Genomic DNA, 24078 nt, shown 5'->3' on the forward strand with positions numbered 1-24078 from the left:
AAAAAATAATATACAAAAAAAATTTTTATCTAGTATATTTATTGCTACGATATTTCATCATCATTAATCCATCATAATGATGATTTAATAAATATATATTAACTTGTTGTGATATATCTAAAATTACCCCCACTACAATTAGTAATGAAGTTCCGCCATAAAACAATGCAAAATTTTGGGTAAAACCCATACGGAAAACTATGGATGGTAATATTGCTATTATAGCTAGTAAAACAGAACCAGGTAACGTAATTTTTGATAAAATATCATCTATATATTCAGCAGTTTTTTTTCCAGGTTTAATTCTAGGTATATGTCCTCCATTTCTTTTTAAATCATCAGCCATTTGATTAACCGGAATAGCAATAGCTGTATAAAAAAAGGTAAAAATTATGACTAATACAGAAATAGTTAAATTATACCATAATCCATAAATATCTTGAAAAAGATGAAAAAAACTTTTAAGTTTTATATTTTTTACATAATCAGAAAAAGTTAGTGGGAATAACATAATGGCCTGAGAAAATATAATAGGCATAACACCAGCTGCTGTCATTTTTAATGGTATATATTGATGTTTTTTATGGATTAACTGAGGCCCTAATCCTAAAGATTTATAATGAGAAACATATTGTACTGGAATTTTTCTAATAGCCTGTATAATCATAACAGAAAATAAAATAACTAATAACCATAATAAAAATTCAAGAAATAAGACTATTAATCCTCCATTTCCAATTTCTAACTTACTAAAAATTTCTTTGCTAATAGCATCTGGAAATCTTGCTATTATTCCAGACATAATAATTAAGGAAATTCCATTTCCTATTCCTTTATCTGTTATTTTATCCCCTAACCACATAGTAAATAAAGTACCTGAAGTTAAAATCATTACTCCTATAATCCAAAACATGCTTTTCCCATAATAAGAATTTAAATCAACTAAATAAACTATTTTAGAGTTAGAAAGAGAAAAAGGAATAAACTGATGAGTTAAAGAAATAAGATATACAGGGGCTTGTATTAAACATATTCCTACAGTTAACCATCTAGTGATAAAACTAATTTGTTTTCTTCCACTTTCCCCGTCTCTTTGCAATCTCTGTAAATAAGGAACAATTACACACATTAATTGTATTATAATAGATGCAGAAATATAAGGCATAATCCCTAAAGCTAAAACTGATGCACGGTTAAAGGCACCTCCTGTGAAAGAGGATAAAATTTGCATTAAACCTTTAGAACCTGGATTAAATCTTTCTACAAAATCGCTAATTCCTAAAGGATTAATCCCTGGAATAGGGACATAAGCTCCAAAACGATATACTAACAATAAACTTAAAGTTATTATTATTTTTTTTCGTAATTCTTTTACATTCCAAATATTATAAAAAGTTTTTATAAAATTATTCATAATATTTTTTCACATAAATATAGCCTCCCCTCCTGCTTTTTTTATAGAAAATAGAGCTTTTCTACTAAATTGATATGCATATATTTTCACTGAAACATGTAATTTCCCTCTCCCCAAGATTTTTATAAAATCATTTTTTTTAGCTAAATTTTTTTTCAAAAAAAATTTTTTATCAAGAATTTTTTTTTCTTTTTCCTGTTTTAAATTATTAAGATGAATCTGAATTGTATCTAAGTTTATTCCGATAATTTTTTTACTGTTATTTTTTTTCTTAAAACCAAATTTTGGTATTCTTCTTTGAAGAGGCATCTGTCCTCCTTCAAATCCTTTTTTTTTAGAAAAACCAGATCTAGATTTAGCTCCTTTATGTCCTCTCCCACAAGTTCCTCCTTTTCCAGAACCTTGTCCTCTTCCTAATCTTAATTTTTTTTTTCTAGATCCAGAATTAGGATATAATTTACTAATAATCAAATAATTATCATCCATTATATACTTTTTTGATACTAATACCTCTTTGTTTTGCTATGATATAAACATCTCTCATTTTGCTTAATGCTTTAATAGTTGCTTTTATAATATTATGATGATTAGAAGATCCCTTAGACTTAGATAGAACGTTTCTCAACCCTACAGCTTCAAGAACAGCTTTTAAAGTACCTCCAGCAATTATTCCTGTTCCATCAGAAGCTGGTTTAATAAGAATATGTGCTCCTCCATATTTAGCTTCCTGCTCATGAGGTATAGTTCCATTAGAAATACATACTTCACAAAGATTTTTTTTCGCTTGTTCTCCAGCTTTATGAATAGCATCAGGAGCTTCTTTAGATTTTCCAAAACCATAACCTACTATTCCATTTTCATTTCCTTTAATAACAATAGCACTAAAACTAAAATATCTTCTTCCTTTAGTAACTTTGCAAACTCTTGTAACCCCTATTAATTTTTCTCTTAATTCTGATCCAGAATGTTTTATTTTTTTTCCAAACATATTTTAAAATTCTAATCCTACATTTCTGATTCCTTCAGCTAAAGATCGAATCCTACCATGATATAAATATTTTCCCTTATCAAACACTAACTTCTTTATTTTTAATTTTTTTATTTTATTACCCAATGATTTACCAACTTCATAAGAAAGTTCTATTTTATTCTTATTATTTTTTTTTTTCCAAAATTCTTTTTCTCTTGAAGAAGATGAAACTAATGTTTTTCCAGACGAATCATCTATTACTTGTGCGTATATCTCTTTATTACTCCTGTAAATAGAAATTCTAGGTCTATCTAAATCTCCAAAAATTTTCTTTTTTTTCTTTTTTTTCATTATTTTTATTTTCTATTTTTTTTAAACAGATTTTCCTACTTTTTTTCGAACTTCTTCTCCTAAATATCTTATTCCCTTTCCTTTATAAGGTTCTGGTTTTCTGAAAGATCTAATTTTTGCAGCTACAATTCCTAACAATTGTTTATCATAATGTTTCAAAATAATAATAGGATTCTTCCCTTTCTCAGACTGAACAACATCCACAATAAGTTTTTTAGGAAGAAGTATCATAATATTATGAGAAAAACCCAAATTTAGATCTAAAATCCCTTCATTATAAAAAGCTCTATATCCAACTCCTACTAATTCCAGTTTTTTCTCAAATCCTCTTGAAACCCCTATAATCATATTTTTGATCAATACATGATATAATCCATGTAAAGATTTATGTTTTTTATCTTCATTATTTCTAATAATTAATAATTCATTTTTATTCAAATTAAATTGAAATCCTTCTTTTAAAATTTTCTGACTTAATTTTCCTAAAAATCCTGCTACAAATATTTCGTTATTAACAATTTTTATATTTACGTTTTCAGGAATAAAAATTATTTTTTTTCCAATTCTAGACATTGTCTTATTATTAATTCAATACACATAACATAATATCTCTCCCCCTATCCTTTTCTTTTTTGCTTGTTTATCTGTAATAACTCCATTAGAAGTAGAAATAATAGCAATTCCTAAACCATTTAATACTCTAGGAATAGTTTTATATTTACAATATTTTCTTAATCCTGGCTTACTAATTCTAATAATTTTTTGAATTACAGAAACATTTTTTTGATGATATTTCAAGGCTATTTTAATTTTCTTTTCATTTTTTTCTACCTTAAAACCTAAAATATATCCATTTTCTAACAAAACACAGATAATCTCTTCTTTTATTTTAGAATATGGAACTTCAAGAAGTTTATGTTTTGCTAAACTAGCATTTCGGATCCTAGTTAAAAAATCGGCAATTGTATCCATTATATTTTTTTATTACCAACTTGCTTTTTTTACTCCAGGTATAAACCCTTGGGATACTAAACTTCTAAAAACAATACGAGATACTCCAAACTGACGCATATATCCTCTACATCTACCAGTAATAGAACATCTATTTCTTAAACGAACAGGAGAAGCGTTTCTAGGTAATTTTTGTAGTAATTCATAATTTTTAGCCTTTTTTAAGGCTTTTCTTTTAGTTGCATATTTTAACACTATTTTTTCTCTTTTTCTTTGTCTTGCTTTAACAGATTCTTTAGCCATTTTTATTTTTTTTAAAAGGAATTCCAAATAAAGATAAAAGACTCTTAGCTTCTTCTTTTTTTTTTACAGAAGTAACAAATGTAATATTCATTCCCATATTTTTTCTTATTTTATCAATATTTATTTCAGGATAAATCATTTGTTCTGTGATTCCCATGTTATAATTTCCATAATTATCAAAACTACTATCTTTAACTCCATTGAAATCCCTTACTCTAGGTAAAGAAACAACAATAAGTCTTTCCAAAAATTCATACATTCTCATTTTCCTCAAAGTTACCTTTACTCCTATAGGCATTCCTTTTCTAAGTTTAAATCCCGATTCATCATGTTTAGAATAACAAAAAATAGCTTTTTGTCCTGCAATATTTGTTATTTCATTCATAGAACAATCCATTATTTTTTTATCTATAAAAGATGAACCAATTCCTTGGTGAATAATTATTTTATTCAATTTAGGAACTTCCATAATAGAAGTATATCCAAATTTTTTCATCAAAATAGGTATTATTTTTTCTTTATAAAATTGTTGTAATTTAGGTTGATAGATCATCTTTCTAAACTATTTTATTTTTTTCAAATTAGATAAATGTATAGGAGCTTCTTTTTCTAAAATTCCACCTTTAGGTTTTCTTAGAGTAGGTTTAGTATGTCTTTTTACTATATTTATTCCACGTACAATGGCTTTATTTTTTTTGGAAAAAATTTTTACAACTACTCCTTCAATTCCCTTATAATTTCCTGATAAAATCAATACTCTATCTTCTCTTTTTATTTTTTTCATAAAACTTCTTGTGCTAAAGAAATAATTTTCATATATTCTTTTTCTCTAAGTTCTCTTGCTACAGGACCAAAAACTCTTGTCCCCATTATTTCTCCAGAAGTATTTATTAAAACACAAGCATTATCATCAAAACTTATGTAAGAACCATCTTTTCTTCTAGATCTACTTTTGGTTCTAATTACCACAGCTTTACAAACTTGACCCTTTTTAACTGTACCTCCTCCAGAAACTGCTACTTTCACGGTAACCACTATAGTATCCCCTAATGAAGCATATCTCTTTTTAGTTCCACCTAATACTCTGATGACTAAAACTTCCTTAGCACCCGTATTATCGGAAACTTTACATCTAGATTCTTGTTGCAACATTATAAATTAGATTTTTCTAAGATGTTAACTAATCTCCAAGATTTTTTTCTACTTATGGGACGTATTTCCATGATACTCACTTTATCTCCACATTTAGAAATATTTTTCTCATCATGAACTATATATTTTTTATTTTTTGTGATGCTTTTTCCATAATATTTATGTTTGACTTTTCTAAGTTCATATACAACAATAGTTTTATTCATTTTATCACTGATAACTATTCCTTGTCTTTGCTTTCGAATGTTTCTAGTTTTATTTTTAGATTTATTTTCTTTTATCATTAATCTTTTTATTATACTCTGTTTTTAATTTAGCAATATCTCTTCTAACAAACCTAATTTTTATAGGATTTTTGAGAATTTTAATATGATGATTAAATATCATATTTTGATAATTTTTTTGTTTTTCATCGATTTTACGAATTAAATCATGAACTGATGAATCTTTTTCTATATCTAAAGTATTCATAATTCATTAGATGAAATAAACTTTGTTTTTATAGGAAGTTTTTGGGCGGCCAATCTTAACGCTTCTTTAGCGATATTTATTTCTACTCCGTCTATCTCAAATAGTATTCTACCAGGTTTCACTACAGAAACCCAAAATTCAACAGGTCCTTTTCCTTTTCCCATACGTACTTCCTGTGGTTTTTTTGTAGCAGGTTTATCAGGAAAAATATTAATCCATAATTGTCCTTCTCTTTTCATATATCTCGTAGCAGCAATTCTAGATGCTTCTAATTGTCTAGAAGTTATCCAAGCACCTTCTAATGCTTTAATTCCATACAAACCTCTAGAAAGAACAAGACCTTTTTTAGAATTTCCACGAATTCTTCCTTTTTGTTTTTTTTTATATTTTGTTTTTTTTGGTTGTAACATAATATAGTAAGATAATTGGTATGAAAATAGTATAAAAATTATTTATTTTTTTTTCTATTAAAATAATAAGGCTTGTGACTTTTTTTTTTCTTTTGAATGCCCAATAATGGAGATAATTCTCTTTTTCCATATATTTCTCCTTTCATTATCCAAACCTTAATTCCTATACTACCATAAACAGTATGAGCTACTGCCATATGATAATCTACATCAGCACGAAAAGTTCCAAGAGAAATTCTACCTTCTTTGTAAATTTCACATCTTGCCATTTCTGATCCATTAAGTCTTCCTGAAATTTGAACTCTTATACCTTGAGCATTCATTCTTGTAGCAGAAAGAATAGACAATTTAATTGCTTTTTTATAAGAAATACGATTTTCCAACTGTCTAACTAAACCTTTAGCAACCAATGAAGCATCTAATTCAGGACGTTTAACTTCAGAAATATTGATTTGAACTTCTTTTTTAGTCAACTTTTTTAGTTCTTTTCTTACTGTATCTACTTCATCGCCTCTTTTTCCTATAACAAGAGCTGGTCTAGATGTTCTGATCGTAATTGTTATAAATTTCAAAGTTCTTTCTATAAAAATACGAGAAATTATTCCTTTTGGAAATCTAGCTTCTATATATCTTCTTACTTTAAAATCTTCTTGTATTCTATCTTTATAGTTATTACACCAACTCGATTGCCATCCTGTTATGATTCCTAGACGATTAACAATTGGATTTGTTTTTTGTCCCATAAAATTATATTTTTTTTCTTTTATCCAAAAAAACTGTTATACTACTTGATCTTTTTCTTATTCTATGTCCTCTTCCTTGAGGAACAGGACGTAATCTTTTTAAGGTTTTCCCTTGATTTACTCTAATTTCTTTTAGATATAAAAATTCTTTTTTTTCCTTTTCAAAAGGATATTGATAATGATTGTGTTTTTTTTTCCAATTAGATAATAAAGAAAGAAGCAGTTTTCTAAAAATAAGAGAAATTTTTTTTTTGCTGCTATATTTTAGTAAATCTAGTGCTTCAGATATTTCCTTATTCCGGATTAAATTCGCTATTAATCTCATTTTTCTAGGAGAACTTCTTACTCCATTTAAAGAAGCTGAAACTACTATATTAGTTTCCTGTTTCATATTCTTTTTCTTTTAGTTTTTTATTTTCAATTTACTTTTAGAACCAGAATGTCCTCTAAAAATGCGAGTAGGTGCAAATTCTCCAAGTTTATGACCAATCATATTTTCTGTAATATATACATTAATAAATTGTTTTCCATTATGAACAGAAAATGTTTGTCCTACAAAATCAGGTAAAATTGTTGAAGGCCTAGACCAAGTTTTAATTATAGTTTTTTTATCTAATTTTATATTATTCAATACTTTTTTGTATAATTTATGAGAAACATATGGTCCTTTTTTCAAAGATCTTGCCATAATTATAAAATTTTATTTTTTTCTTCTTTGTAAAATATACCTATTAGAATACCGTTTTTTAGAACGAGTTCTAAATCCTTTAGAAGGCTGTCCTTTTCTATTTCTAGGTATTCCTCCAGATGCTTTTCCTTCTCCTCCTCCCATTGGATGATCCACAGGATTCATCGCAACCCCTCTGGTTCTAGGTCTTTTCCCTACATGTCTTTTTTTTCCGGCTTTCCCATATGTTTCTAATTGATGATCTAAATTAGAAACAATACCAATTGTAGCCATACAGGTAATCATTATCATTCTAACTTCTCCAGAAGGAAGTTTAATTGTTGCGTATTTTTCGTCTTTTGCAAATAATTGAGCAAAAGAACCTGCACTTCTTGCTATTTTAGCGCCTTGTCCAGGTTTAAGTTCTATACAGGAGACATTAGTTCCTAAAGGAATATCACTTAAAAATGTAGAATTACCTATATCAAAAGGTATATTTTTCCCTGAAATTATTTTTTGCCCAATCTTGAAACCTTCCATTGTTAGAATATATCTTTTTTCACCATCTTCATAATGAAGTAAAGAAATAAAAGAAGATCGATTAGGATCATATTCTATTGATTTTACAACTGCAGAAATACCAAATTTTTTTCTTTTAAAATCTATAATTCGATATTTTCTCTTATGTCCTCCTCCAAAATAACGCATAGTCATACGTCCTACATTATTTCTTCCTCCAGATTTACATTTCCCTTTTACTAAAGATTTTTCACAATTAAAACTTGTAAGTTGATTAAAAGAATTCACAATTCTAAAACGTTGACCAGGTGTTATGGGTTTTAATTTTTTTATTGACATTAAATTTCTTTTTTTAAATCAATTTTTTGATTTTCATAAAATTGAACAATAGCTTTTTTTATTTTAATAGTTCTTCCATGAAGAAATCCTTTTTTAGTATATTTTGATTTATCCTTTCTAGGATAAATCATTGTTCTAACATTTTTTACAGAAAATCCAAATAACTTATTTAGTTCTTTTTTTATTTGAATTTTATTACAATTTATGTTCACAGAAAAAATATAACGATTGTATTTTTCTCCTTTATAAGATTTATCCGTGATAAAAGGTTTTATTAAAATCATAATTTTATATAGATAAAAATTGATAAATTTTTTTTATGGAATTTTCAGAAAAAATAATATGTGGATAATTCATTAATGAAAAACAATCTAATTCGTTTACATATAATAATTTAAAATTTTTTAAATTTCTAGAAGATAAATATAAATTTCTATTCATCTCTCCAATTACCATTAATGATTTTTGATTTAATAATTTCAAAGATTTTAATAAATTCAAAACTAATTTAGTTTTTGGAAACTTTAATTTTAAATCTTCTATAATCATAACCTTATTATGTACTAATTTTTGTTCTATAATAAATTTTCTAACTATGTTTTTAGTACGCTTATTTAATTTTATTAAATATTTTCTGGGTTTAGGTCCAAATACTCTCCCCCCACCTCTAAAAATAGGATTTTTTATATCACCTTTTCTAGAACTTCCAGTTCCTTTTTGTCTATGCAATTTTTTAGTACTTCCGGATAATTCTCCTCTTTCTTTAGATTTATGTGTTCCCTGACGTTGGGCCAATAAATATCTTTTAATCTCTAAATACAGAGAATGATTATAAGATTTTTTAAAAAAAGTGTTATCGTAAAATTTTATCTTTTTATCAGTATAATTTCCTTTTATATCTAAAATTTTTAATTCCATTATTTTTTCTGAATCATTAAATATGAATTTTTATTACCTGGAACCGAACCTTTTAATATCATGATATTTTGATCAAAATCTATTTTCAAAATTTTTAAGTTTTTAATAGTTACACTTTTTTTACCCATTTTTCCAGCCATTTTTTTACCTTTAAAAACACGTGATGGATCTGATCCTGCTCCTATTGACCCTGGAGCTCTTAAACGATTATGTTGTCCGTGAGTTCTTTCTCCTACTCCTGAAAAATTATGTCTTTTAATCACTCCTTGAAACCCTTTTCCTTTAGAAATCCCTTTTACATGAACTAATTCTCCTTCTTCAAAAATATTAATCTGAATTGAGTTTCCTAAAATAAAATCAGATACTTTATCTACTTTGAATTCTAACAATTTTTTTTTTGGAGATAATCCTGCTTTTTTAAAATGATTAAATAACGATTTATTAGTTTTTTTTACTTCACGATCATCTACCCCCAATTGAATAGAAAAATATCCATCATTTTCTATTGTTTTTATCTGAACAATATAACAAGGATCTACTTTCAAAATTGTACATGGTACATTTTCTCCACTTTTTAAAAAAATGCTAGTCATTCCTATATTTTTTCCTATTAACCCAGCCATATTTTATACTTTTATTTCTGCTTCCACTCCACTAGGTAATTCTAATTTCATCAATGCATCTACTGTTTTAGATGAAGCATTATGAATTTGTAAAAGTCTTTTATGAGTGGGAAGAAAAAATTGTTCTCTTGATTTTTTGTTTACATGAGGAGAACGTAACACTGTAAATATTTTTTTTTCAGTAGGCAAAGGAACTGGTCCATTCAATACTACTCCTGTAGGAAGTACTGAATTTACAATTCTTTCGGCTGATTTGTCCAATAAATTATAATCATAAGATTTTAATTTAATTTTTATATCATGACCCATAGTATATCAATTTTTTCTACTATTATTTTTATTTCGATTTATATTTTCTATAATTTTATCTCTTACATTTTCAGGAACTGTATCATAATGAGAAAACTCCATTACTGAAGTTCCTCTACCAGAAGACAATGTTCGTAATATAGTAACGTATCCAAACATTTCTGATAATGGAACTAAAGCTTGAATAATTTTTATATTTTTTTTACTATTCATATTTTGAACAAGACCTCTTCTACGATTCAAGTCTCCTATTATATCTCCCATATTTTCTTCTGGAATTAAAACTTCTAGTTTCATTATTGGTTCTAATAAAACCGGTTTAGTTTTTTTAGCCGCTTCTCTAAAGCCTAATTTACCTGCTAACTCAAAAGACAATTGATCTGAATCAACAGAATGATAAGATCCATCCAAAACAGTTACTCTAGCATTATCTATTTCATATCCGGATAAAGGACCATTTTTCATCATTTCTTTGAATCCTTTTTCTATGGAAGGAATATATTCTTTTGGAATATTTCCTCCTTTTATTTTATTAATAAAAGTTAAACCTGATCCTCTCATATCTCCGGGTTCCAATCTGAATAATATATCTGCATATTTTCCTCTACCTCCTGTTTGTTTTTTATAAATTTCTCTATGCTCGACTGAAGTTGTTAAAGCTTCTTTATATTCTACTTGAGGGTTACCTTGATTAACTTCAACTTTGAATTCCCGTTTCATCCTATCTATAATTATTTCTAAATGAAGTTCTCCCATACCAGAAATAATAGTTTGACCTGTATAATTATCTGTCCTAACTTGAAAGGTAGGATCTTCCTCCATTAATTTTGATAAAGCTAAACTCATTTTATCTATATCCGATTTATATTTAGGTTCAATCGCTAATCCAATAACTGGTTCAGGAAATAATATTTTCTCTAATAAAATTGGATATTTTTCATCACATAAAGTATCACCTGTTTTAATATTTTTAAAACCTACTACAGCTGCTATATCTCCAGCTACAATTTTGTTTATTGGATTTTGTTTATTTGCATGCATTTGATATATTCGAGAAATTCGTTCCTTACTTCCCGATCTAGCATTAAAACTATAAGAACCTGATTCTATTTTTCCAGAATATACCCTAAAAAAAGCTAATCGGCCAACAAAAGGATCACTTGCAATTTTAAAAGCTAAAGCCGAAAAAGGCTCATTTTCACTTGGTTTCCTTTTTTCTTGTTTTTGATTAATAGGATTAATACCCACTATATCTTTAACTTCAAGAGGAGACGGTAAATATCTGCATATAGCATCCAATATAGCTTGAACTCCTTTATTTTTGAAAGATGCACCACATAAAATAGGAATAACCTTCATTTTTATAGTATTCCTTCGTAAAGAAAAAATAATATCTTCTTTCGATATAGAAGAATAATTTCCATTTCCATACAAAAATTTTTCCATAATGAAATCATCATATTCAGATAATGTTTCAATAAGTTGATTTTGATAATCATCAACCATATTTTTCATATTATCTGGAATAGGAATTTTTTGATATGTCATTCCATAATTTTTATCATCCCATATAATAGCTTGATTAGATATTAAATCTATAACTCCTTTAAAATCATCTTCAATGCCAATAGGTATTTGCAAAGGAACTAATTTTGCTCCCAAAATTTTTTGGATTTGAGAACAAACATTAAAAAAATCAGCACCTTGCCGATCCATTTTATTTACAAAAGCTATTCTAGGGATTTCATACTTATCTGCTTGTCTCCATACAGTTTCAGACTGAGGTTCAACTCCGTCTACTGCACTAAATAAAACAACCATACCATCTAAAACTCTCATAGATCTCTCTACTTCGACAGTGAAATCTACATGTCCTGGAGTATCTATAATATTAATTTGGTATTTTTTTTTATTATATATCCATTTACAACATGTTGCTGCTGAAGTTATAGTTATTCCACGTTCTTGTTCTTGTTGCATCCAATCCATAGTAGCTGCACCATCATGAACTTCTCCTATTTTATGATTAATTCCTGTATAAAATAAAATCCTCTCTGTAGTAGTCGTTTTTCCTGCATCAATATGTGCTGCAATTCCTATATTTCTTGTATATTTTAAATCTTTTTCCATATTTCATAAATAACTAAAATCTAAAATGCGAAAAAGCTTTATTAGCTTCGGCCATTTTATGAATGTTTTCTTTTCTTTTAACAGCTTCACCTTGTTCATTAAAAGCATCCCATATTTCATATGCCAATTTTTTAGACATTGTTTTCTCATTTCTAATAGAAGCACAAGATATTAATAATTTTATTGCTTTTGTTATTCTACTATTAGAAGAAATAGGTATAGGAATTTGAATATTAGATCCGCCCATACGACGACTTCTCACTTCAACATGAGGCATAACATTTTTCAACCCTTCTTTCCATATTTCTAATGAAGATTTTTCTTCTTTTTCCTTTATTACATCTATTCTTTTCATAGCATTATAAAATATATTATAAGCTATACTTTTCTTTCCATTTTTCATCAAATGATTGACAAAGCGTGTTACTAAAGGATCATGAAACTTAGGATCTGGAAAATATATTTTTTCTTTTTTTTTAGCTTTTCTCATTAATAGTTTAATCTTTTTTAGCTATTTTAGCTCCATATTTACTTCTGCTTTTTTTTCTTCCATTAACTCCAGCTGTATCTCTGGCACCCCGTACTATTTTATATTTTACTCCTGGCAAATCTTTCACTCTTCCTCCTTTAACTAATACTATTGAGTGTTCTTGAAGATTATGTCCTTCTCCTGTAATATAACTAATCACTTCTCTACCATTCTTAAAACGAACACGAGCTACTTTTCGCATTGCAGAGTTAGGTTTTTTTGGTGTAGTCGTATAAACTCTAGTACAGACTCCTCTTTTTTGGGGACAAAATTCCAAGGCTATAGACTTTCTTTTTTTTGAAACAGACACTCGTCCTTTTCTAATTAACTGTTGTATGGTAGGCATATCCTATATTTAATGCAAATTATGTTATTTAATAATAAATTACAAATATTAAAAATTATCAATTTTAATCTTTTTATTTTGAAAAGGTGTTTCTTCTAATGAATTAATGTTAAGTTCCTTATAAATATAACGAAAAGTTGAAAGTAAACAAGGTAATCCGTCTACAATAGCTATATTGTGTTCATAATGAGATGATATTTTTTCATCTAAAGTTGTTACTGTCCATCCATCTTTATGAAAGATAATTTTAGAGGATCCAATATTTACCATTGGTTCTATAGAAATGACCAAACCTTCTTTTAATTTAAAACCTTTTCCCTTTTTTCCAAAATTTGGTATTTTTGGATCTTCATGCATATTTTTCCCTAACCCATGTCCTACAAGATCTTTTACTATATTATATCCATTTTTTTCAACATAAGATTGTATGGAATAACCTATATCTCCAATACTATTTCCATATCTACAATTGGATATTCCAATATAAAGAGATTTTTTAGAATGATGTAAAAAAATTTTTGTTTCATGAGAAACTTCCCCTACCTCAAACGTATAAGCATGTTCTCCATAAAATCCATTCATATAAACTCCACAATCTATGGATAATACATCACCTTCACATAAAGGTTTTTCATTAGGAATTCCATGTACTACTTGATTATTTGGTGAAGCACACAAAGTATTTGGAAAATTATACAAACCTAAAAAAGCTGGTTGACCACCATGATTACGAATAAAATTTTCTGCAATTTTATCTAAATAAAGAGTATTAACTCCTGGTTTTATTTCTTTAGCTAACATTCCTAATGTTTGAGAAGCCAAAAAAGCACTTTTTTTGATTAAAATTATTTCTTCAATAGTTTTTAATTGTATCAAAATTTAATTATTAAAAATATTTTATAATCATGGATTTTCCAGTCATAATTTTAGGGATAGGTAACCTCATCAATTGTAAAATAGTAGGCGCTACATCTGATAATGATCCATCTTTCTTCAAAAGAATATTTTGTTTCTTTATATCTCTATCTAAGAGTATAAAAGGGACTAAAGATGTAGTATGAGCTGTATGAGGTGTTCCATCTGGATTTATCATATAATCTGCATTTCCATGATCCCCTACTATAATAACCGTGTATAAATTTCTTATAGCCTCTTCAGAACACCATTTCACATATTTATCAACAAACTCACACGCTTTTATTGTTTCTTTCATTTTACCAGTATGTCCTACCATATCTGGATTAGCAAAATTTAAGCAAATAAAATCTGTTTGTTTTCTTTTTAATTCAGGAATAATTTTTTTTACAATATTTTCTGCACTCATTTCAGGTTTTAGATCATAAGTAGAAACTTTAGGTGATTCACATAAAATTCTCACTTCCCGATTGAAAGGAGTTTCTCTTCCTCCTGAAAAAAAGAAAGTAACATGTGGATATTTCTCTGTTTCAGAAATACGTATTTGTTTTTTTCCCGTTTGTTCTAAAACTTCTCCTAAAGTGTTTGATAGATTTTCTTCTTTGAAAATAACATGTATGTCCTTATATTTAGGATTAAAACAAGTCATCGTTATATAAAATATATTTAATTTCTTTTTTTCTGAAAAAAAAATATTTTTTTCCGTTAAAAGTTCTGTAATTTGCCTGGAACGATCAGGACGAAAATTAAAACAAAAAACAACATCTCCATCTTTTATTTTTGAAATAGGAGTATTATTTTCATCAACAATTATTAAAGAAGGTAAAAACTCATCTGTAATTCCATTGTTATGAAATTTTTCAATACATGAAATGATATTCTGAGTATAGAAACCATCTGAATGTACCATTGCATTATACGCTTTTTTAGTTCTTTCCCATTTATGATTACGATCCATAGCATAATACCTTCCAATAACAGAAGATAATCTTCCAACATATTGTTCGGTTATATTTAAAAGTTTTTTTATATAAAAAATACTCTTCTTAGGAGAAGAGTCCCTTCCATCTGTAAAAATATGAATGAAAACATTTTTTATTTTTTTCTTATGAGAAATTTTAAGTAAATAGAAAAGATGATTCATATGTGAATGAACTCCACCGTCAGATAATAATCCAATGAAATGGATTCTTTTATTAGAAACAGAAATTTTATCAAAAAGAATAGATACTTCTTTAAAGAAAGAATTATTTTTTATAGAAATATTAATTTTTTCTAAGCTTTGAATGACTTTACGTCCAGATCCTAAACTAATATGCCCCACTTCTGAGTTTCCCATCTGCCCCTTAGGTAACCCAACATCATATCCTGAAGCCTTCAATTCACTATAAGGGTAATTTTTAGAACAAAAATCAATAAATGGAGTGAAAGCTTGTTTTGTTGCAGAAGAGTAATGATTTTTACAGGAAGAAATCCCCCATCCGTCTAAAATTATTAACATTAATTTTTTCATCCAGTTAAATTCTTATTCTTTTAAAAAGATTTATTTTTAAATTTTTATCATGCTTATTTAAATATTCTTGAACAGTTATTTGATTATTTTTTATCAATCTTTGATTTAATAAAGTATGTTCTAATATGAATTTTTCAATTTTACCCTGAATTATTTTTTCTTTTATGAAATTGGGTTTATTTTCTTTTTTAATCTGATCTTCAAGAATTCTAATTTCTTCATTTATTAGTGAATTAGGAATTTCGTCTTTATTAATGGCTATAGGATTCATAGCAGCTATATGCATTGTTATATCTTTAGCTACAGGTATGATTACTTTTTTCGAAAAACCAACTAATGCTGCAATTTTATTAGTATTATGAGTATAATCCATAACAAACGGAGAGTCTATTTTTTCAAAAATTTTTAACTCTAATTTTTCTCCAAAAACACCCATTTGATTTACAATCATTTTTTGAATACTTTCATATTTATTATACGAACTGTATAAAAAATCAACTTTATTATTGAATAATAACGATTGTTTTGAAAGAACGGATAAAAAATCCAAAAATTCAAAACTTTTAGATAAAAAATCAGTTTCACAACTAATTCCTATGATTGTTCCATAAGACCGATTATTATTAACAGAGGCAATAACAGCTCCCTCTTTCATTTGAAATAATGAACGATTAATTGCTATTTTTTCTCCTTTTTTTCTTAAAAAACGAATTGCTTCATCAATATTTTCTTTAGATTCTATTAAAGCTTTTTTGCAATCCATAATCCCAATTCCTGTTATTTTTCTAAGTTCGTTAATTTTCTGTACAGAGATTTTCATAATTTTTTATTAATAGAATTTTTTATTTCTCTAGAAATACTATGTTTTATGGCTTCCGATACAAATCTTAAAATAATATCTATAGATTTAGAAGAATCATCATTAGATGGAATAGGGTATTGAATATTACTAGGATCCGTATTTGTATCCACCATAGCAAAAACAGGTATTTTTAGTTTTTTAGCTTCAGTTAAAGCTATCTTTTCCTTATTTGGATCTACTAAAAAAATACCACCTGGTATCTGGTTCATATTAGAAATACTTCCTAAATTTTTATATAATTTAGCATATAATCGATCAATTAATAATCTTTCTTTTTTAGATAAAGTATTAAAAGTTCCATTTTTTTTCATTTTTTCTATATTATTCATCTTTTTCACAGATTTACGAATTGTTGTGAAATTAGTCAATAACCCACCCAACCATCTTTCTGTTATGCAAGGCATGTTTATGCTTTTAGCATAAACAAAAACTTTTTCTTTGGCTTGAGCTTTTGTTCCTACTAACAATATTTTTTTTCCATTTTTTACTGTTTTTTTTAATGCATTACAAGCATCCTCTAATTTTGAAATTGTTTTTGATAAATCTATAATATGAATTCCTCCTTTTTTCATAAAAATGAAAGGGCGCATATTAGGATTCCATTTTCGTGCAATATGTCCAAAATGGACTCCGGCTTTCAATAAATCTTGAGTATTGATTTTCATTATATTTTGTTAATTTTATTTATTTCTTAACGTTTTGAAAACTGATACTTTTTTCTAGCTTTTTTTTGACCAAATTTTTTCCTTTCTACTTCTCTAGAATCGCGTGTCAACAAACCTTCAGATTTTAGTTTATTTCTATTTTTTATATCGAACTGACAAAGCGCACGAGATATAGCAAGTCGAATTGCTTCTGCCTGTCCATTATATCCCCCTCCAAAAACTTTTACATCTATATCAAACTGATTATTTTTTTCTACTATTTCAATAGGATATAGTATCTTATGATGAAGATATGTTGGAAAATATTGGACCAATTTTTTAGAATTAACAAGTATTAATCCATTTCCTACTTTTAAATATAAACGAGCAAGAGATCTTTTTCTTCTTCCTATAGAATGGATCATAATTTTTTTAATTTTAGTAATATTGGATTTTGAGCTTTATGTTTATGTTCAGATTCTTGATATACATGTAAATTTTTTAACATTAATCGTCCTAAACGATTTTTAGGTAACATACCTTTAACTGATTTATATATTATCATTCTTGAATCTTTGTTAAATAAATTTTGAATAGAAGTTATTTTTTGCCCACCTGGGTAACCGCTATAATAAATATATTTTTTATTATTCCATTTTTTTCCAGTCATTTGAATTTTATTAGAATTAATGACTATGACATGATCACCGCAATTTATATGCGGTGAAAAAAAAAGTTTATGTTTTCCCATTATAATACAAGAAATTTTACTAGATAATCTTCCTAAGATTTGATTTGTTGCATCTATGATTATCCATGATCTTACTATCATACTTTTTTTAGCTGAAATTGTTTTTAAACTCAAATAATTCATATTATTGTTATTGAATTTATTAATATAAGAAATTTTAAAAATTTTCATAAATGACTTTTTGTCATAAAAAAATTTTTTTATAAAAGCTTTTTATTGTCATACATTCTCTTCCTTATTATTTATTGAGTTTCATTTTCATTATGGCATAATGATTGGAGTGTTATAATGAAACTAACATACGAAAAAACGTAACAAAATGAGTAAAATTATAGGAATAGATTTAGGAACAACAAATTCTTGTGTTGCTGTAATGGAGATCAATGATCCTGTTGTTATCCCTAATTCAGAAGGAAAAAGAACAACTCCATCTATAGTAGCCTTTGTAGAAGGGGGAGAAAGAAAAATAGGAGATCCTGCTAAAAGACAAGCAGTAACCAACCCACAAAAAACTATTTTCTCAATAAAAAGATTTATGGGAAGAATGTATTCAGAAGTTACTGAGGAATTAAAACATATACCTTATAAAGTTATAAAAGGAGGAAATAATACCCCTCGTGTTGATATAGAAAAAAGACTATATGCTCCACAAGAAATATCTGCAATGATTTTGCAAAAAATGAAAAAAACAGCTGAAGATTATTTAGGAGAAGAAGTAGATAGAGCTGTAATTACGGTACCTGCTTATTTTAATGATGCACAAAGGCAAGCTACTAAAGAAGCAGGAGAAATAGCCGGTTTAAAAGTCGAAAGAATTATAAATGAACCTACTGCTGCTGCTTTATCGTATGGTTTGGATAAAAGTAATCAAAATAAAAAAATAGTTGTATATGACTTAGGAGGAGGAACTTTTGATGTTTCTATTTTGGAATTAGGAGATGGAGTTTTTGAAGTTTTATCTACTAATGGTGATACTCATTTAGGAGGAGATGATTTTGATCAAGTTATTATTAATTATCTAGCGAATGAATTCAAATTTAAGGAGGGACTAGATCTTAGAAAAGATCCTATGGCTTTACAACGTTTGAAAGAAGCTTCAGAAAAGGCAAAAATAGAATTATCTTCTTCCAATCAAACAGAAATAAACCTTCCTTATATTACAGCAACTGAATCAGGTCCTAAACACTTAGTGTTAACTCTAATTCGTTCAAAATTTGAACAATTATCAGAAAATCTAATACAACGTTCTATTAATCCTTGTTCTAAAGCATTAAAAGATGCAAGCCTAACAACTGAAGATATAGACGAGGTAATTTTAGTTGGAGGATCAACTCGTATTCCAAAAGTACAAGAAGAAGTAGAAAAATTTTTTGGAAAAAAACCATCTAAAGGAGTAAACCCAGATGAAGTTGTAGCTATTGGAGCTGCTATACAAGGAGGAGTATTAACAGGAGATGTGCAAAATGTATTATTATTAGATGTAACCCCTCTATCTTTAGGAATTGAAACTTTGGGAGGAGTTTTCACTAGACTTATTGAATCTAACACAACAATTCCCACTAAAAAATCTGAAATATTTTCTACAGCATCTGATAATCAATCAGCAGTAACTATACGTGTGGGTCAAGGTGAAAGATCTATGTTTAATGATAATAAAGAAATAGGACGTTTTGATTTAGTAGATATAGCTCCAGCACCTAGAGGTATTCCTCAAATTGAGGTTACTTTTGATATAGATGCTAATGGAATACTTAATGTTTCTGCAAAAGATAAAGGTACAGGAAAAGAACAATCTATACGTATTGAAACCTCTTCTGGTTTAAATCAAGAGGAAATAGAAAAAATGAAAAAAGAGGCAAAAGAAAACGCTCAAAAAGATGAAAAAGTAAAAAAAGAAATAGAAAAATTAAATGCTGCAGACAATCAGATTTTCCAATCTGAAAAACAATTAAAAGATTATAGTAATAAATTATCTGATAATAATAAAAAAAGTATAGAAGATTGTTTAAAAAAATTGAAAGAAGCTCATTCTAAAAAAGATTTTGTTGTCATTGAAGATTATATGAAAAAATTAAACGAAGCTTGGAACAAAGCTTCTCAAGAAATATATAATACAAAAAATACAAATAAGAATAATCAATCAAATAAAAAAGAAAATGAAGAAAAAAGCAGCAAAGGAAATGAAAATATACAAGATGTAGATTATGAAGAAGTAAAATAAAGAATCAATAAAATAAAGGGAGTTATATGGAAGGAATGGTGGAAATTTTAGTGATACCTCCAATGACTTTTTCTCCCTTTTTCACTAAAATTATAGAATATAATGGTAAAAAAATATCTACCCTAGATCCAAACTTAATAAACCCAAATTCATCTCCTTTTTTAACTATAGAGTTTTTTTTTGCATAAAGAATAATACGTCTAGTCAGAAAACCGGCTATTTGACGAAATAATATTTTTTCTCCTTTATTAGTTTTTACAACTGTTGTTGTGTGTTCGTTATATGAAGATGATTTAGGTAACCAAGCTATTACATATTTTCCAGGATGATATTTTACATAAATAATTTTTCCAGAAACAGGAAATCTATTTACATGTACATTAAAAGGAGACATAAAAATAGAAATACATATGCATTTCTTTTTTAAGAATTCATTTTCAAAAACTTTTTGTATTTTCAAGATTTTTCCATCAGCAGGAGAAATAATTATTTCTTTATTTCCATTATCATTAATTTCATTAAATTTTCTTTTCGGATTTCTAAAAAAAAGAATTAGAAAAAGATAAAAAACAATAAAAAAAATTGATATGAAAATACAAATTAATTTGGAAAATAAAAGAAAAGAAAAAATTATTAATAATAATATTATCACTAATGTATATCCTAAAAATGTAATTCCTTCTTTATGAATCATGATTATAAAAATTTTATTTTATAGAAAAATCATGAAAATTGTTATAATATATTTCTATAATATATTAGAAAATATAAATGAAACTGATGACTACAGTGGCTACAATAGGAATTACAAAAATAAAACTATCTAATCTATCTAAAAAGCCACCATGTCCAGGAAAAAAAGTTCCTGAATTTTTTACATAAAAGGATCTTTTAATACTGGACTCTACAAAATCACCAATAGTAGAAAAAATGGGAATGATAAAAGATAAAATAAACCAATATTTATTTCCCCATGTTTTATATAAATAAAATCCTAATACTATACAAAAAAACAACCCCCCAATGGCACCTTCTATTGATTTTTTTGGAGAAATAGATATAGATATTTTTCTTTTTCCCCATTTTTTTCCTATTAAATAGGATAAAGAATCATTTGTCCATATTAAAATAAATACACCTAAAATTAATTTTTTTCCATTGTGTATAGTATATATGTAAGACGCTAAATAAAATGGAAGTATAATATATACTAATCCAAAAATTAGATAACTAGTTTGTATTATTTTTTCTTTATCCGAATTTTTTTCAGAAAATAATTGAATCATAAGAAAAATTATGGAATAGGGAATAAAAAAAATTAAATATGAAATTAATCCTTTTTTTTCTTCTATCATAAAATCTATAAAAATAGAAAATAAAAGAAATAAAGAAGTGATTTTGATTAAAAATTTTTTTGTTTTTAATATTAATAAAAACTCAAATAGACAAAAAAAAGATAATATCATCATTGTCATTCTAAAGATTTTTTCTCCCTTTTCAATAGAAAAAATAATGAAAACAACATAGATTAATCCAGTTAAAAATCTAATTATAAAATTAGAATATTTTTTTTTTTCATTATTATTTTCAAATTTAAAATCAATAAATCTCATAAAGAAGATATGTTACTAACAGTATTTCTTAAGATATCACCTATTTCATCAGAATAAGGTCTTTCTCCAAAGATTTTTTTCAAATCATCTCTAAATATGACTTCTTTTTCTAATAATTTATTAGCCAGTATGTTTAATTTTTTTTCATTATTTTTCAATATATCTTTAGCTCTTTGATATTGTTCTGTTATAATTTTAGATATTTCTTCATCTATAATTTGAGCTGTTTTTTCACTATAAGGTTTAGAAAAAGATAATTCATTTTGTCCTGTAGAATCATAATAAGAAACGTTTCCAACTCTTTCATTCAATCCAAAAATAGCTACCATAGATTGAGCTTGTTTAGTAACTCTTTCTAGATCATTTAGAGCTCCAGTAGAAATACTACTAAAAATAATCTCTTCTGCTGACCTTCCTGCTAATAATGCACATATTTCATCTTTCATTTGTTCTGGAGTTGTTAATTGTCTTTCTTCTGGAAGATACCATGCTGATCCCAAAGATCTTCCTCTTGGAACTATAGTAACCTTTACTAAAGGTGCAGCGTGTTCTAGCAACCAGCTTATTATAGCATGTCCAGCTTCATGATAAGCAATTCGTTTTTTTTCATTTGGTTTTATAATTTTATTCTTTTTTTCTAAACCTCCAATAATACGATCTATTGCATCAAGAAAATCTTGATTTTCTATTTTAGATCTATTTTTTCTTGCAGCAATAAGTGCTGATTCATTACAAACGTTAGCTATATCTGCTCCACTAAATCCTGGAGTTTGTCTTGCTAAAAAATCTGTATCTACGTTATCAGATAATACAAGTTTTTTAAGATGTACACAAAATATTTCTTTTCTTTCATTTAATTCAGGTGGATCTACTAATATAGTACGGTCAAAACGACCAGGACGGAGTAAAGCTTTATCTAAGATATCAGATCTATTGGTGGCAGCTAATACAATTACATTAGTATGAGTTCCAAAACCATCCATTTCTGTTAAAAGTTGATTTAAAGTATTTTCTCTTTCATCATTTGATCCAGCTATGTTACTTTTTCCACGAGCTCTCCCTATAGCATCTATTTCATCAATAAAAATTATACATGGAGATTTATCTTTAGCTTTTTCAAATAAATCTCTCACTCTAGAAGCTCCTACACCTACAAACATTTCCACAAAATCCGACCCTGATAAAGAAAAAAACGGAACTTTTGCTTCTCCTGCTACAGCTTTTGCTAATAAAGTTTTTCCCGTTCCTGGTGGACCTATAAGTAATGCTCCTTTAGGAATTTTTCCTCCAAGTTTAGTATATTTTTGAGGGCTTTTTAAAAATTCCACTATTTCTTGAACTTCTTCTTTAGCTCCTTCTAATCCAGCAACATCTTTAAATGTGATTTTTACATTATCATTCTCATCAAATAACTTAGCTTTAGATTTTCCAATATTAAATATTTGACTTCCAGGTCCTCCACTGGTAGATCCAATTCTTTTAAATAAAAAAATCCAAAAAATAATTAACAATATAAAAAACATTCCATAATCAAATAAAAATTTAGTTATGGTATATTCTTGTTGGTTTTTAAAATCAATTATAGTGCTTAGATTATATTTTTTTTTATATTCTTCAAATTTTTTTTGAAAAAATTGTAAGTCTCCTATTTCAAATTCATATTGTAATGGTTGTGTTATAAATCTTTTTTCATATTCGTCATTTTTATTAATCCGAGGCGGATTGTGATTGTTAAATGAAAAAAATTCTTTTTTTAAGTAAACATATACTGTTTCTCTATGTTTTACTACAATTTTTTGCACTTCTCCTTTTGACAGGATATCAAAAAAGGTATCTTGATCTATTTTACGTGGATTAGAAAAAGAAGATTTGAAAAAAAATATACCCAAAAATATAGCAAATATAACTGCATATACCCAAAAAAAATTATTCTTACTTTTTATTTTTTTATTTATCATACTATAAGTTTTGCCTAATTTTTTTTTGAGAATTCTTATTCCAGAGATTCTCTATATTATAATATGATCTTAGTTGTTTTTTAAAAATGTGAACAACAATAGAAATATAATCAACCAAAATCCATTCTTTATTTTTCAAACCTTCTATATGCCAAGGTTTTTCTTTTAATTTATCAATCGTTATTTTTTCTATAGATTGAGAAATAGCATACACTTGATTATGTGATTCTCCATTACAAATAACAAAATAATCACAAATAAAATTTGTATTATCTTCTAAATTTATAATGGATATATCTTCTCCTTTAACCACTTGAATACCTTCTATGATTTTATCTAAAAGCAAAACAAAATTATTTTTTACTATTTTTAGTATTTTATTCCTTTAATCTAAAAAACAAAAATAAGGTTTTCGTTTTTAAAGAAAAAGAAGTTATATCTTTCAATATAAAATAT

General features: G+C 26.8%; 35 protein-coding genes. 1 reads left to right on the forward strand and 34 read right to left on the reverse strand.

Features of this window, described 5'->3' with window-relative positions; translation table 11 throughout:
- Positions 1-25 precede the first annotated feature (25 nt).
- The 30 genes from secY to rplM are packed head-to-tail and all read right to left on the reverse strand — an operon-like array spanning position 26 to position 17953.
- On the reverse strand, positions 26-1414 hold the full coding sequence (gene secY / locus H0H44_RS01880; protein WP_185871449.1) for a preprotein translocase subunit SecY: 1389 nt from the start codon (positions 1412-1414) through the stop codon (positions 26-28).
- A gap of 9 nt (positions 1415-1423) precedes the next feature.
- Entirely contained in the window at positions 1424-1900 is a 477-nt protein-coding gene (rplO, locus tag H0H44_RS01885) for a 50S ribosomal protein L15 (protein ID WP_185871450.1), read from the reverse strand.
- Complete coding sequence (gene rpsE / locus H0H44_RS01890; RefSeq protein ID WP_185871451.1) at positions 1893-2402, reverse strand: 30S ribosomal protein S5; 510 nt, start codon at positions 2400-2402, stop codon at positions 1893-1895. Before rpsE ends, rplO begins: the two co-directional genes overlap by 8 nt.
- Before the next feature lie 3 nt (positions 2403-2405).
- Positions 2406-2735: a 50S ribosomal protein L18 gene (gene rplR, locus H0H44_RS01895; RefSeq protein ID WP_185871452.1), complete on the reverse strand. Its 330-nt coding sequence runs from the start codon at positions 2733-2735 to the stop codon at positions 2406-2408.
- A gap of 21 nt (positions 2736-2756) precedes the next feature.
- Positions 2757-3308, reverse strand: a complete 552-nt coding sequence (gene rplF / locus H0H44_RS01900) for a 50S ribosomal protein L6 (protein ID WP_185871453.1) — start codon at positions 3306-3308, stop codon at positions 2757-2759.
- Between the two features lie 15 nt (positions 3309-3323).
- Positions 3324-3707 (reverse strand): 30S ribosomal protein S8, encoded by a 384-nt coding sequence (rpsH, locus tag H0H44_RS01905; RefSeq protein ID WP_185871454.1) that lies wholly within the window; start codon positions 3705-3707, stop codon positions 3324-3326.
- A 12-nt stretch (positions 3708-3719) separates the two neighbouring features.
- Complete coding sequence (gene rpsN, locus H0H44_RS01910) at positions 3720-3989, reverse strand: 30S ribosomal protein S14 (protein ID WP_185871455.1); 270 nt, start codon at positions 3987-3989, stop codon at positions 3720-3722.
- Positions 3982-4542, reverse strand: coding sequence for a 50S ribosomal protein L5 (rplE, locus tag H0H44_RS01915; protein WP_185871456.1), 561 nt, complete (start codon positions 4540-4542; stop codon positions 3982-3984). Before rplE ends, rpsN begins: the two co-directional genes overlap by 8 nt.
- Before the next feature lie 9 nt (positions 4543-4551).
- Entirely contained in the window at positions 4552-4773 is a 222-nt protein-coding gene (rplX, locus tag H0H44_RS01920) for a 50S ribosomal protein L24 (RefSeq protein ID WP_185871457.1), read from the reverse strand.
- Complete coding sequence (rplN, locus tag H0H44_RS01925; protein ID WP_185871458.1) at positions 4770-5141, reverse strand: 50S ribosomal protein L14; 372 nt, start codon at positions 5139-5141, stop codon at positions 4770-4772. The genes rplX and rplN overlap by 4 nt, the downstream gene beginning before the upstream one ends.
- Complete coding sequence (gene rpsQ / locus H0H44_RS01930; protein ID WP_185871459.1) at positions 5141-5425, reverse strand: 30S ribosomal protein S17; 285 nt, start codon at positions 5423-5425, stop codon at positions 5141-5143. The genes rplN and rpsQ overlap by 1 nt, the downstream gene beginning before the upstream one ends.
- A complete protein-coding gene (rpmC, locus tag H0H44_RS01935) occupies positions 5409-5612 on the reverse strand; it encodes a 50S ribosomal protein L29 (protein ID WP_185871460.1) in 204 nt (67 codons plus the stop codon). Before rpmC ends, rpsQ begins: the two co-directional genes overlap by 17 nt.
- Positions 5609-6022: a 50S ribosomal protein L16 gene (gene rplP, locus H0H44_RS01940; protein WP_185871461.1), complete on the reverse strand. Its 414-nt coding sequence runs from the start codon at positions 6020-6022 to the stop codon at positions 5609-5611. The genes rpmC and rplP overlap by 4 nt, the downstream gene beginning before the upstream one ends.
- 38 nt (positions 6023-6060) lie before the next feature.
- A complete protein-coding gene (gene rpsC, locus H0H44_RS01945) occupies positions 6061-6765 on the reverse strand; it encodes a 30S ribosomal protein S3 (RefSeq protein WP_185871462.1) in 705 nt (234 codons plus the stop codon).
- Between the two features lie 4 nt (positions 6766-6769).
- Positions 6770-7156 (reverse strand): large ribosomal subunit protein uL22, encoded by a 387-nt coding sequence (locus tag H0H44_RS01950; RefSeq protein WP_185871463.1) that lies wholly within the window; start codon positions 7154-7156, stop codon positions 6770-6772.
- A gap of 12 nt (positions 7157-7168) precedes the next feature.
- Positions 7169-7453, reverse strand: a complete 285-nt coding sequence (gene rpsS / locus H0H44_RS01955) for a 30S ribosomal protein S19 (protein ID WP_185871464.1) — start codon at positions 7451-7453, stop codon at positions 7169-7171.
- A 12-nt stretch (positions 7454-7465) separates the two neighbouring features.
- Positions 7466-8290 (reverse strand): 50S ribosomal protein L2, encoded by an 825-nt coding sequence (gene rplB / locus H0H44_RS01960; protein ID WP_185871465.1) that lies wholly within the window; start codon positions 8288-8290, stop codon positions 7466-7468.
- Positions 8290-8574 (reverse strand): 50S ribosomal protein L23, encoded by a 285-nt coding sequence (locus H0H44_RS01965; RefSeq protein WP_185871466.1) that lies wholly within the window; start codon positions 8572-8574, stop codon positions 8290-8292. Before H0H44_RS01965 ends, rplB begins: the two co-directional genes overlap by 1 nt.
- Before the next feature lie 4 nt (positions 8575-8578).
- Complete coding sequence (gene rplD, locus H0H44_RS01970) at positions 8579-9208, reverse strand: 50S ribosomal protein L4 (RefSeq protein WP_185871467.1); 630 nt, start codon at positions 9206-9208, stop codon at positions 8579-8581.
- Positions 9208-9831 (reverse strand): 50S ribosomal protein L3, encoded by a 624-nt coding sequence (gene rplC, locus H0H44_RS01975; RefSeq protein WP_185871468.1) that lies wholly within the window; start codon positions 9829-9831, stop codon positions 9208-9210. Before rplC ends, rplD begins: the two co-directional genes overlap by 1 nt.
- Before the next feature lie 3 nt (positions 9832-9834).
- Positions 9835-10140 (reverse strand): 30S ribosomal protein S10, encoded by a 306-nt coding sequence (gene rpsJ / locus H0H44_RS01980; RefSeq protein ID WP_012840772.1) that lies wholly within the window; start codon positions 10138-10140, stop codon positions 9835-9837.
- Positions 10141-10146: 6 nt separating this feature from the next.
- Positions 10147-12270: an elongation factor G gene (gene fusA, locus H0H44_RS01985; RefSeq protein ID WP_185871469.1), complete on the reverse strand. Its 2124-nt coding sequence runs from the start codon at positions 12268-12270 to the stop codon at positions 10147-10149.
- Between the two features lie 13 nt (positions 12271-12283).
- Positions 12284-12760 carry a 30S ribosomal protein S7 gene (gene rpsG, locus H0H44_RS01990; RefSeq protein WP_185871470.1) on the reverse strand — a complete coding sequence of 159 codons (477 nt, stop codon included), beginning with the start codon at positions 12758-12760 and terminating at the stop codon, positions 12284-12286.
- Positions 12761-12767: 7 nt separating this feature from the next.
- Positions 12768-13145, reverse strand: a complete 378-nt coding sequence (rpsL, locus tag H0H44_RS01995) for a 30S ribosomal protein S12 (RefSeq protein WP_185871471.1) — start codon at positions 13143-13145, stop codon at positions 12768-12770.
- A 48-nt stretch (positions 13146-13193) separates the two neighbouring features.
- Positions 13194-14021, reverse strand: a complete 828-nt coding sequence (map, locus tag H0H44_RS02000; RefSeq protein ID WP_185871472.1) for a type I methionyl aminopeptidase — start codon at positions 14019-14021, stop codon at positions 13194-13196.
- A gap of 10 nt (positions 14022-14031) precedes the next feature.
- The gene (gene gpmI / locus H0H44_RS02005; RefSeq protein ID WP_185871473.1) at positions 14032-15573 is read right to left on the reverse strand and encodes a 2,3-bisphosphoglycerate-independent phosphoglycerate mutase; all 1542 of its coding nucleotides are present in this window, start codon (positions 15571-15573) and stop codon (positions 14032-14034) included.
- Between the two features lie 4 nt (positions 15574-15577).
- Positions 15578-16393: a translation elongation factor Ts gene (gene tsf / locus H0H44_RS02010; RefSeq protein ID WP_185871474.1), complete on the reverse strand. Its 816-nt coding sequence runs from the start codon at positions 16391-16393 to the stop codon at positions 15578-15580.
- Entirely contained in the window at positions 16390-17100 is a 711-nt protein-coding gene (gene rpsB, locus H0H44_RS02015) for a 30S ribosomal protein S2 (RefSeq protein ID WP_185871475.1), read from the reverse strand. The genes tsf and rpsB overlap by 4 nt, the downstream gene beginning before the upstream one ends.
- A gap of 26 nt (positions 17101-17126) precedes the next feature.
- The gene (gene rpsI / locus H0H44_RS02020) at positions 17127-17504 is read right to left on the reverse strand and encodes a 30S ribosomal protein S9 (RefSeq protein WP_185871476.1); all 378 of its coding nucleotides are present in this window, start codon (positions 17502-17504) and stop codon (positions 17127-17129) included.
- Positions 17501-17953 (reverse strand): 50S ribosomal protein L13, encoded by a 453-nt coding sequence (gene rplM / locus H0H44_RS02025; RefSeq protein WP_185871941.1) that lies wholly within the window; start codon positions 17951-17953, stop codon positions 17501-17503. Before rplM ends, rpsI begins: the two co-directional genes overlap by 4 nt.
- 196 nt (positions 17954-18149) lie before the next feature.
- Between rplM and dnaK the strand changes: the two genes are divergently transcribed.
- On the forward strand, positions 18150-20051 hold the full coding sequence (gene dnaK, locus H0H44_RS02030; RefSeq protein WP_185871477.1) for a molecular chaperone DnaK: 1902 nt from the start codon (positions 18150-18152) through the stop codon (positions 20049-20051).
- A 22-nt stretch (positions 20052-20073) separates the two neighbouring features.
- On the opposite strand, the gene H0H44_RS02035 is transcribed toward dnaK, so the two are convergent.
- From H0H44_RS02035 to rsfS, 4 genes are all read right to left on the reverse strand, one after another.
- A complete protein-coding gene (locus H0H44_RS02035) occupies positions 20074-20745 on the reverse strand; it encodes a phosphatidylserine decarboxylase family protein (protein WP_185871478.1) in 672 nt (223 codons plus the stop codon).
- A gap of 64 nt (positions 20746-20809) precedes the next feature.
- Positions 20810-21664 carry a phosphatidate cytidylyltransferase gene (locus H0H44_RS02040; protein ID WP_185871479.1) on the reverse strand — a complete coding sequence of 285 codons (855 nt, stop codon included), beginning with the start codon at positions 21662-21664 and terminating at the stop codon, positions 20810-20812.
- Positions 21661-23622, reverse strand: coding sequence for an ATP-dependent zinc metalloprotease FtsH (gene ftsH, locus H0H44_RS02045; protein ID WP_185871480.1), 1962 nt, complete (start codon positions 23620-23622; stop codon positions 21661-21663). The genes H0H44_RS02040 and ftsH overlap by 4 nt, the downstream gene beginning before the upstream one ends.
- A gap of 1 nt (position 23623) precedes the next feature.
- The gene (rsfS, locus tag H0H44_RS02050) at positions 23624-23968 is read right to left on the reverse strand and encodes a ribosome silencing factor (protein WP_185871481.1); all 345 of its coding nucleotides are present in this window, start codon (positions 23966-23968) and stop codon (positions 23624-23626) included.
- Between the last annotated feature and the right edge of the window lie 110 nt (positions 23969-24078).

Origin of the sequence: Blattabacterium cuenoti (assembly GCF_014252115.1) — a bacterium.
GTDB lineage: Bacteria > Bacteroidota > Bacteroidia > Flavobacteriales > Blattabacteriaceae > Blattabacterium > Blattabacterium cuenoti_AK.